Source organism: Lysobacter sp. (assembly GCA_013141175.1).
Classification (GTDB): Bacteria; Pseudomonadota; Gammaproteobacteria; order Xanthomonadales; family Xanthomonadaceae; genus Lysobacter_I.
This window is the reverse complement of record JABFRN010000001.1, coordinates 1,916,797-1,926,890: the sequence shown is the minus strand read 5'-3', so window position 1 is coordinate 1,926,890 and position 10,094 is coordinate 1,916,797. Positions and strand designations below refer to the sequence as shown.

The following is a 10,094-nucleotide window of genomic DNA, read 5'->3' as shown; positions in this document are numbered from 1 at the left end:
GGGCACTGATCGTCTGCGCATTGAGTCACATTTTGCACCATTGTGCCAAATCCGTCCCGCTTTAAATTCGGAAATCCGTTCGATGGATCCGTCGCCCGGAAGCGGCTGACGAGCACTGGCCCCAAGCGGCCCACGCGCCCAAATTCCCGCCCCTGCTAGAATTTTCGCTCTATATCCCGCTTTCGCCACATCGCCAGCCAAGCACCGGTGCCGCATTCGCGCCGGTAGCACCAGGACGCCCAACTTCATGATCACCCCCACCGACCTCCATCCGCCGGCTGCCGGCAGCCCCCCCGCTGTCGATCGCGATTACACCCTGGACGATAAGTTCACCCGAACGGAGGGCCGCGTCTACCTGTCAGGTGTACAAGCCTTGGTCCGGCTGCCGCTGATGCAGCGGCTGCGCGACCAGGCGGCCGGGCTGAACACCGCCGGCTTCGTCAGCGGTTACCGCGGCAGCCCGCTGGGCGGCTTCGATCTGGAGCTGTGGCGGGCGAAGAAGCATCTGGAAGCCGCCGGAGTGAAGTTCACGCCCGGTCTCAACGAAGACCTCGGCGCCACCATGGTCTGGGGTACCCAGCAGACCAACCTGTTCCCGGGCGCCAAGGTCGAGGGCGTGTTCGGCATGTGGTACGGCAAGGGTCCGGGCGTGGATCGCTGCGGCGACGTGTTCAAGCACGCGAACGCCGCCGGCACTTCCCGTCACGGCGGCGTGCTGGCGCTGGCCGCCGATGATCACGCCTGCCGCAGTTCGACCTTGCCGCACGGCAGCGAAGGCGAATTCCAGTCCGCGCTGATGCCGGTGCTGAATCCGGCCGGCGTGCAGGACATCCTCGACATGGGCCTGATCGGTTGGGCGATGTCGCGCTACACCGGCCGTTGGGTCGGCTTCAAGACGATCGCCGAAACCGTCGAGTCGTCCGCGTCCGTCGACGTGAATCCGCTGGCGCTGCAGATCGTCACGCCGAGCGATTTCGAGATTCCGCCGGGCGGCTTGAACATCCGCTGGCCGGATGCGCCGCTGGACCAGGAGATGCGCCTGCATCGCTATGCGGTGAACGCCGCGCAGGCCTTCGCGCGCGCGAACAGACTCGATCGCATCGTGATCGACTCGCCGAATGCGCGACTGGGCATCGTCACCACCGGCAAGAGTTATCTCGACGTGCTGCAGGCGCTGGAGTATCTCGGTCTCGACAACCGCGCCTGCGCCGATCTGGGCATCCGCGTGTACAAGATCGGCATGACCTGGCCGCTGGAACCGGTGGGCATCCGCGCGTTCGCGCGCGGCCTGCAGGACATCGTGGTGGTGGAAGAGAAACTCAGCTTCATCGAAAGCCAGATGAAAGAGTTGTTCTACAACTTCGAAGGCGACCGTCCGAGCATCGTCGGCAAGCACGACGAAAGCGGCGAATGGATCCTGCCGTCGACCGGCGAATTGACGCCGGCCAAGATCGCCGGCGTGATCGCGCGTCGCATCCAGAAATTCATCCCGCTGGAAGCGAGCGCCAGCGACCACATCCGCGATGTGCTGCGCTGGATGGAGGAGAAGGAAAGCGAACTGGCGCTGCCGCGCGCCAACTTCCCGCGCGTGCCGCACTACTGCAGCGGCTGTCCGCACAACACTTCGACCAAGGTGCCGGAAGGTTCGCGCGCGCAGGGCGGCATCGGCTGTCACTACATGGTGACGTGGATGGACCGCAGCACCGACACCTTCACCCACATGGGCGGCGAAGGCGTGACCTGGTGCGGGCAGGCCGGATTCACCGACAACGAACACATCTTCCAGAATCTCGGCGACGGCACCTATTTCCACAGCGGTTCGCTCGCGATCCGCCAGTCGATCGCGGCCGGCGTCAACATCACCTACAAGATCCTCTACAACGACGCGGTCGCGATGACCGGCGGCCAGCCGGTCGACGGCACGCTGAGCGTGCCGCAGATCGCGCAGCAGATGCGCAGCGAAGGCGTCGAGAGGATCGTCGTCGTGTCCGACGACATCGAAAAGTGGTCGAACAGATCGATCTTTCCTTCCGGCGTCGAATTCTTCGACCGCCGAGAACTGGATGCGGTGCAGAAACAACTGCGCACGGTGAAGGGCACCAGCATCCTGATCTACGACCAGACCTGCGCCACCGAGAAGCGCCGGCGCCGCAAGCGCGGCAAGATCGTCGATCCGCAGAAACGCGTGCTGGTCAATTCGCTGGTCTGCGAAGGCTGCGGCGACTGCGGCGTGAAGAGTTTCTGCGTCTCGGTGCTGCCGAAGGAAACCGAATACGGCCGCAAGCGCGACATCGACCAGAGCAATTGCAACAAGGATTACAGCTGCGTCGAAGGCTTCTGCCCGAGCTTCGTCACCGTGCACGGCGGCCAGCTGAAGAAAGGCAAGAAGGCCAGCAACGCGGACCGCCTCACCGACCTGCCGATGCCGACCTTCGCAAGCGCGCTCGACAAGCCCTGGAACATCCTGATCACCGGCGTCGGCGGCACCGGCGTAGTCACGATCGGCGCGCTGCTGGGCATGGCCGGACATCTCGAACACAAGGGCGCGACCGTGCTCGACCAGACCGGTCTTGCGCAGAAAGGCGGTGCGGTCACCACCCACATCCGCATCGCCGCCAAACCCGAAGACATCCATGCGGTGCGGATCGCCGCAGGCGAAGCCGACCTCGTGCTGGGCTGCGACATGGTGGTGGTCAACGACTACTGGGCGCTGTCGAAGATCCGCGAAGGCCGCAGTCATGTGGTGCTCAACAGCTACGAAGCGATGCCCGGCACGTTCACGACGCGCCCGGACATGCAGTTTCCGGCCGCCGACATCATCTCCGCCGTGCGCACCGCGCTCGGCGGCGCGGATCCATTGGTGATCGATGCCACGCAGATCGCCACCGCGCTGATGGGCGATGCGATCGCCGCGAACCTGTTCATGCTCGGCTACGCGTGGCAGCAGGGACTGGTGCCGATTTCGTTCGACGCGATCATGCGCGCGGTGGAACTCAACGGCGCTGCGATCGAAATGAACAAGACCGCGTTCGCCTGGGGGCGGCTCGCCGTCATCGATCTGCCCGCGGTGATCGATGCCGCCGGCATCGTGCGCAACGCGCCGACCGCCGCCGAAAGCACGCCGCATGCGCTGTCGCTGTTGGCGCCGACCGCGTCGGAAGGCCACGAATCCGGCCTCGACCCGCACAGCGCCGAACTGCGCAGCGCCGACGAATTGCGCCACGTGCCGGCAGTCGCCACCGATCGCGACTGGTTCGCGCCGCTGGACGACGCGCGCCTGTCGCGTTCGCTGGACGAAGTGGTCGCGCGCCGCACCAGCTTCCTCAGCGAATACCAGGACATCATCTACGCGAAGCGCTACGGCGACTTCATCGCCAAGGTACGCGCGGCGGAACAGGCGAAAGCGCCCGGCTCCACCGATCTGTCGGAAGCCGTCGCCCGCTACGCGTTCAAGCTGATGGCGTACAAGGACGAATACGAAGTCGCGCGCCTGTACACCAGCGGCGATTTCCAGAAACGGGTCGCGCAGCAGTTCGAGGGCGATTACAAACTCAAATTCAACCTCGCGCCGCCGCTGCTGGCGAAGAAGAACGCCGATGGCCAGCTGATCAAGAAGGAATACGGTCCCTGGGTGTTCACCGCATTCAAGCTCATGGCCAAGCTGCGCTTCCTGCGCGGCGGTGCGTTCGATATTTTCGGCCGCACCGAAGAACGCAAAATGGAGCGCCAGCTGATCGAGGACTATTTCGCGACCGTCAAACTGCTGCTCGACAAGCTCGATGCCGGCAACGTCGCGCTGGCCACCGAGATCGCCAGCATTCCCGAGCACATCCGCGGCTATGGCCACGTGAAGGAAGCACATCTGCACAAGGCGAAGGCGCGCGAGGTGGAGTTGCTGCAGAAATTCAATGCATGACGCGAAGCCGCGCGTTCAAGCAGCCGGTCGACAACAGAAGACCCCGGGAAATCGCGGTCTTCGTTCATTCCTGTTCCGCAAGCATCAACCTGGATAAAACCGGTCCAGCGCCTTCTCGGATTGCGCACGCTCGACATCGGACATGCCGCGGGTGACCGCGCGGTAATCCTCGATCAGCGCCACGTCGTGCGGCATCGCGCTGGCCAGCGCTTTGAGCACTTCGCTGCGTTCGAAATCGGAGGACATGCCGCGCACGCTGCGCAGGATGCCCTGGCTGCGCGCGACATCCGGCGTCGTACTGCGGATCAACGCCACCAGCGCTTCGCGCCGCTCGAAATCGGACGCCAACGCTTCGACCACCGCGAGATAATCGCTGTCCTGCAGGGCGATGCCGGTCCTGGATGCGGCTTCCAGAACGGAGCGCTGCTCGAAATCGCTGTCCATCCCCTGCATCGACTGCAGTGCGAGCGCTGCCGCCCCGACGCGCGGCGTGCCGTCCTCGATCACCGCGACCAATGCGCGCCTGCGCTCGAAATCGCTGTCCAGTCCGCGCAACACGCGCGACCATTCGGCGGCGCTGGCGTCGTTCACCGGCAGTTTTCCGGCGGCTTCGATCAACCACTCCGCGCACTCGAAATCCGAATCGATCGTCGCCGCGATGGACAGCAATGCCACCTGGTGTTCTGGCTCCAGCCTCGGGCGCACCAGCGCCGTATCCAGCGCGCGGCGCTTCTCGAAATCGGATCCGATGTCGCGCATCAACGCGTACGCTTTCGTCATCTGCGCCTGATCCGGCTGCGCCTGCGCGAAGAACTGGCCGAGATAGGCCGCGCGCGCGAAATCGTGTTTGAGCATGCCGATCTCATCCAGCAGCGCCGCCGCACCGCCGCGCGCGAGGATGCGTTTCGCGCGCGCTTCGGCTTGCAGACCGCTGACGCGATAGACATCGGGAATCGCTGTCGACAACCACGCTTTCGCCTCGGCATCGAAGGTCCTGGCGATGCCGCCGACGGTGTATTCGCGCACCGGGCCGTTCTTGCCGGGCACCATGCGCAGACTGCGCGTGACCCCGCCTCGACGCTGCTCGATCTCGAAGACGGCACCCGGCCCCATGCGCGCGACGTCGCTTTCCTCTGCGTTGAACGCCACGTCTCCGTCGATCGTCGCGCGCAGGGTTTCTCCCGGCGCCGGCGCGGACGAACGGATCGTCATGGTGTCGCCGTTGTTGCGGATGGTGATCGACAGCGCATGCTGCCAGACCGCATCCGCAAGCCTGTGGTGATCGAGCAACTCCGGCAACACGCCGGGCCGCGACACCACCATGACGCCGGGCAATGCGATCAACGCCAGGATCGCGCACACGGCTGCGGTCCAGCGCCAGCGTTTCGGAATCGTCGAAAATTTCATCTGCGAGTTCTCCAGGAGTGTGCGCACGCGGTCGACGATGCCGCCGCTGCGTTCGGCCATCGCCAGCGCCCAGCCTGCGCCGCGATGATCGGTGTTGTAGGGGTCCGCGCTTCTCGCCAGGCATTCGGCGAGACATTCGGCGAGATGCCGGCCATTGCCGCTGCGCTCCACTGCCGCCGCATCGCACAGCGTTTCGGCCAGGGTTTCGAGGCGACGCACTGCGTGCCATGCCAGCGGGTGGAAGAACAGCGGCACCAGCGCCAGACGCTGCAACGGCCGCCAGAGCGGATCGCGACGACGCAGGTGCGCGAGTTCATGCGCCAGCATCGCGCACTGCTGGCGCGCATCCAGCCCTTCGGCCCAGCGCGGCAACAGCACCGCACCGGGCAACACCAGCGGACTGGTCAGTCCCGACAGCACGCGCAGTGTCGGCGCGCGGACATGCATCTCCTGCACGAGCCTCTGCATCGTGCGCTGCAGTTCCACGCCCGCAGGCACGCCCGCGTGCACCAGCCGTCGGCGCAGGCGCAGCAGCCCCAGCGCCTGGCACATGACTCGCACGAACAGCAGCACCGTGCCCGACAACCACAGCATCAGTCCGAGGAACAGCGCATCGCTTGCGATCGGCAATGCCACCGGCGCGGGCCCGGCGGTCGGCGTCGCTGCAGCTGTCCGGGTATCGAAGGCGACCACTTCAGCGACGTCCTCCCGCTTCGACCCGTACGCGACATCACGATCGACGACAGGCGTGGCCTCCGCCGCGGGCGCAGGCGTCGATACGGCGGTCGGCCGTGCATCGATCGACGGCGCGCGCATCGCATCCCATGGCGTCAGCTCCATCGACACCGAGACGAACGCGCCGAACAGCGCGAACCGCCACGCCCATTCCGCCCAACCCGGATGTTTCAGCAGGCCCAGCCGCTCGATCGCCCACACCGCCGACAGCAGCACCGTGGCATGCAGCACGAATGCGATCAGCCAGCCGGCCGACGCCGACAGCGACAGACTTTCGATCCACTCGATCATGGCGATGCACTCCCGTCAGCATCGTCGCGCTGCAGCAGAGCGCGCACCTGTTCCAGATCGCCCTGCGCCACTTCGCGCTCGTTCACCAGATGCGCCAGCAGCGCTTTCGGGTCGCCACGGAAGACCTGCGCGATCAGGCTCGACACCATGTTCCGGCGCACCTGCGCCTCGCTGACGCTGGCGGTGTAGACCAGCATCCGGCCATCGCGCCGCGCGGCCACCGCGCCGCGCTTCTCCAGCCGGGTCAGCAGCGTCGCCACCGTGGTGTGGGCCAGATCGCGGTCGGCCAGCGCCTCGGTGACCTCGGCCACGCTCAGGTCCCCGGACCGCCACAGCACCCGCATCAGGTCCAGCTGCAGGTCGCTCAATACGATGTCTTCGGCCATGCCGGCTCTCGTTCTACAAGTGTCGTACTACAGTTGTAGAACAAGAAAGCCGCGCCGTCAAGCGGGTCGGAAGTCATGGCCAGCACAACGCGCCTCATGACTGCTGCGAAACAACCCCGATCGACAGAATCCGTATCCACCGGGCGAATCGTCGTCGGTTTCCGCACCTTGCCGGACCCCGCCGTGCAGGCCCTGTGCCGACGTTCAGACCCGCGTCTTTTGGATGGATTACCTTAGCCGCGTCGCGATCGTTTCGTCGCCCAAGGAGGAGCTGCCATGTCACCGTTCCCGCTCTCGTTGTTCGCGTTGTTGTCCGTCGCTGCCTGCACGCCGGTGGCATCGAACGAACCGCCGCCCGGTGGAGATGAGGGCGGGGAAAGCGCCGCTGGCGGCAAGCCACGGATGAAAAGCGGGCCGTTGCCGCCCGAGGAACAGATCCGTGTGGCGCCGGGAATCCTGGACGCCAGCTGCAGCGCCGAGCCGGCGCAGCGCTTCGTTGGCCGGAAGGCGGATGAAGGCACGGTGCAGGCGGCGATCGCCGCGAGCGGCGCGAAGACGGTGCGGGTGATCGAGCCCGACATGATGGTGACGATGGATTACCGCGGCGACCGTCTGAACATCCGCGTGGACGCCGACGGAAAGATCATCGAGATCGCATGCGGTTGAAGCCGCATGCAGCGGGCAACAAGGCGCACTGCGGCGGATTATTGAGGCGGATCAGCGCACGGACGCCGCCGCAGGCCTAGACTGCGACCTCATTCGAGGCAGGAGACGGGCGATGCGCAATCCGACATCGGGATCGAAGTGGATGGCGGTCGTCGCGATGGCGCTGCTGGCAGCGTTCGCGTGGACCACCTTCCGCACGCCGAACGACGTCGTGCCCAACGGCAGCGGGCCCGGTACGTCCGTCGCCAGCGAAACCACGCGCGCAACGCGCGCGCAGCCACCGAGCGAAACGGCGGCACTCGAAACACCGCCGCCGATGGTGGACGCCACGGCGCCGAACGCGGCCTATCCCGCCTTCCTGCCGGCCGAAGCCATCGACACCCTGCGGTTGATCGAACGCGGCGGCCCCTACCCGTATCGACAGGACGACGGCGTGTTCGGCAATCGCGAACGCCGGCTGCCGCAGCAGTCGCGCGGCTATTACCGCGAATACACCGTCGAAACACCGGGCTCGCGCGATCGCGGCGCGCGCCGGATCATCGCTGGCGGTCGCCCGCCGGTGGAATACTTCTACACCGACGATCACTACGGCCGCTTTCAGCGGTTCACGCTCGACGACAGCAGGCTCGACGACAACGCGACCGTCGGCAGGGAGACGCCGCGATGAGCGATATCGAATTGGGCACCCTGCTGGCCGACTCCAGCCAGGCCGGCGCGTATTTCGTCGATGCGCGCGACCGCGAAGCGCTGGTGGAAGCCGGCGGCACGCTGCAGTTCGCGGTGCTGCCGGTGGATCTGCGCGCCTGCGCCGATGCCGAGGCGGCGATGTGCGAGATCGCGGACGTGCTGCGTTTTCCCGATTGGTTCGGCGAAAACCTAGACGCGCTGGCGGATTGCCTGGGCGACCTGTCGTGGTTGCCGTCGGAAGGCTATGTGCTGGTGCTGGAGAACACCGCCGATTGGCGCGCGCAGGAGTCGGACACGTTCGACACGGTGCTCGACATCCTCAGTCAGACGGCGGAGCGTTGGGCGAAAGACCGCGTGCCGTTCTGGGCGTTCCTGCCGGTGTCCACGCGCGATCTGGCCGTCATCAACGAATAGATTTTCGCAGGAGCGACCAGGCTTTCGCAGGAGCGACGGAAGTCGCGACAGGCGGAAGAAAGTCCATCCGCAGCTTGTCGCGACTTCCGTCGCTCCTACAAAGGCAACCGCTCCTGCAAAGGCAACAGTGCTGTGCGGCTACAGCGCGGGATCGGCAATGGCGGACGCCGGTGCCGCAGGCGCCCGCGCATAGCGCCATGCAACCGCCACCGCGCAGGCCAGCAGCGCAGATGCGATCAGGAATGCGATGCCGGGCAAGCGCACCGGCGCATGCGGGCCGATGAAGTAGCCGAACGAGCCGGCGAACAGCGCGGGCGCGACGATGCCCGCCAGCGATACCAGACTGCTCAACGCACCCTGGATGCGGCCCTGTACTTCGGGGCCGACCTGCTGCGTGATCAAGGCCTGCGTCGATGGCGTGGCGATCGCCCACAGCGCGCTGATCGGCAGGCCCGCGAGAAACATCCATCCGCTACCGGCGAATCCGTAGATCAGGAAACCGATCACGCCGCAGCTCAGGCCGACGAGGATCGCCCGGCGCTCGCCGAGACGCTTGACCATCTTTCCGATCAGCAGCGCGTTGACGATCACGCTCAGCACGCCGACGACCGCCAGCACGTAACCGGCTTCTTTTTCCTTCCAGCCGAAGCTGGCATCGGCGTACAGCACGAAGGTGCTGGGATAGACGAAATGCGCGAAATTGGCGAGGAACACCACCGCCACCAGACCCCAGATCTGCGGGTAGTCGCGCAGCAGATGCACCGAACCCATCGGCTTGGCGTGCGCCCAGTCGAACGCGGGCGAGCGGCGCGCCTTCGGCAGCGACTCCGGCAGCACGAACAGACCGTACCCGAAGTTGATCAACGCCAGCCCGGCGGAAAACCAGAACGGCAGGCGATGGTCGATATCGCCCAGCAGACCGCCGATCACCGGACCGACGATGAAACCCAGGCCGAACGCGGCGCCGATCATGCCGAAACTCTTGGCGCGGTTCTCCGGCGCGGTGATGTCGGCGATATAGGCGTTGGCGGTGGAGAAGCTGGCCGAGGTGACCGCCGAAATCAGCCGGCCGACGAACAGCCAGGCGAGATTCGGCGCCAGCGCCATGAAGATGAAATCGATCCCCAGCCCCAGGCACGACAGCAGGATCACCGGCCGTCGCCCGTAGCGGTCGGACAGCGCGCCCTGGATCGGGGCGCTGAAGAACTGCACGATCGCGAACGCGGTGCTGAACGCACCCACCCAGTACGCCGCCTGCGACTGGTCGCCGCCGACGAAGGTCTGCACCAGATGCGGCAGCACCGGAATGATCACGCCGAACGCCAGCACGTCGATCAGTACGGTGATGAAGATGAACACGAGCGCGGCCTGACGCTTGGCGCCAACGAGGGGATTGTTCACGGAGTGGGGGCAGCTGACGAGCGAGGGCCGCAGTCTAACCCGCCCCCGACCACCCGACCGTCGCCGGGAACCGGCACCGGGCAGCGGCCAGTTGTCGCAGTGCAGCATTTGTGCTTTAGTCGGGTCATCCAGCGACACGGGACACGCGGACCCCACGGGTCTGCGGGAGCGGTTGTCGCCCCACGTTCTCC

General features: G+C 65.9%; 7 protein-coding genes. 4 read left to right on the top strand and 3 right to left on the bottom strand.

The features are described from left to right. Nucleotides 1–247: 247 nt before the first annotated feature. On the top strand, nt 248–3,916 hold the full coding sequence (locus HOP03_08595; protein NOT88229.1) for an indolepyruvate ferredoxin oxidoreductase family protein: 3,669 nt from the start codon (nt 248–250) through the stop codon (nt 3,914–3,916). An 84-nt stretch (nt 3,917–4,000) separates the two neighbouring features. Here the strand turns inward: HOP03_08595 and HOP03_08590 are convergent, their stop codons facing one another. Together HOP03_08590 and HOP03_08585 are read right to left on the bottom strand one after the other, a co-directional pair. After that, nucleotides 4,001–6,349 carry a M56 family metallopeptidase gene (locus HOP03_08590; GenBank protein NOT88228.1) on the bottom strand — a complete coding sequence of 783 codons (2,349 nt, stop codon included), beginning with the start codon at nt 6,347–6,349 and terminating at the stop codon, nt 4,001–4,003. Then, nucleotides 6,346–6,735, bottom strand: coding sequence for a BlaI/MecI/CopY family transcriptional regulator (locus HOP03_08585; protein ID NOT88227.1), 390 nt, complete (start codon nt 6,733–6,735; stop codon nt 6,346–6,348). The genes HOP03_08590 and HOP03_08585 overlap by 4 nt, the downstream gene beginning before the upstream one ends. 276 nt (nt 6,736–7,011) lie before the next feature. Here HOP03_08585 and HOP03_08580 point away from each other — a divergent pair, with 276 nt between their 5' ends. The 3 genes from HOP03_08580 (at nt 7,012) to HOP03_08570 (ending at nt 8,502) form a co-directional block, all read left to right on the top strand. Then, nucleotides 7,012–7,401, top strand: a complete 390-nt coding sequence (locus HOP03_08580; GenBank protein NOT88226.1) for a hypothetical protein — start codon at nt 7,012–7,014, stop codon at nt 7,399–7,401. Nucleotides 7,402–7,717: 316 nt separating this feature from the next. Beyond that, entirely contained in the window at nt 7,718–8,068 is a 351-nt protein-coding gene (locus HOP03_08575) for a ribonuclease (protein ID NOT88225.1), read from the top strand. Beyond that, a complete protein-coding gene (locus HOP03_08570; protein NOT88224.1) occupies nt 8,065–8,502 on the top strand; it encodes a barstar family protein in 438 nt (145 codons plus the stop codon). The genes HOP03_08575 and HOP03_08570 overlap by 4 nt, the downstream gene beginning before the upstream one ends. A 138-nt stretch (nt 8,503–8,640) precedes the next feature. Here the strand turns inward: HOP03_08570 and HOP03_08565 are convergent, their stop codons facing one another. Then, nucleotides 8,641–10,011, bottom strand: a complete 1,371-nt coding sequence (locus tag HOP03_08565; GenBank protein ID NOT88223.1) for a TCR/Tet family MFS transporter — start codon at nt 10,009–10,011, stop codon at nt 8,641–8,643. Nucleotides 10,012–10,094: the final 83 nt, after the last annotated feature.

Excerpts from the sequence above, each read along its gene's own strand:
- HOP03_08595 (NOT88229.1), top strand. The coding sequence starts at position 248 with ATGATCACCCCCACCGACCTCCATCCGCCGGCTGCCGGCAGCCCCCCC.
- HOP03_08590 (NOT88228.1), bottom strand. The coding sequence starts at position 6,349 with ATGATCGAGTGGATCGAAAGTCTGTCGCTGTCGGCGTCGGCCGGCTGG.
- HOP03_08585 (NOT88227.1), bottom strand. The coding sequence starts at position 6,735 with ATGGCCGAAGACATCGTATTGAGCGACCTGCAGCTGGACCTGATGCGG.
- HOP03_08580 (NOT88226.1), top strand. The coding sequence starts at position 7,012 with ATGTCACCGTTCCCGCTCTCGTTGTTCGCGTTGTTGTCCGTCGCTGCC.
- HOP03_08575 (NOT88225.1), top strand. The coding sequence starts at position 7,718 with ATGGTGGACGCCACGGCGCCGAACGCGGCCTATCCCGCCTTCCTGCCG.
- HOP03_08570 (NOT88224.1), top strand. The coding sequence starts at position 8,065 with ATGAGCGATATCGAATTGGGCACCCTGCTGGCCGACTCCAGCCAGGCC.
- HOP03_08565 (NOT88223.1), bottom strand. The coding sequence starts at position 10,011 with ATGCTGCACTGCGACAACTGGCCGCTGCCCGGTGCCGGTTCCCGGCGA.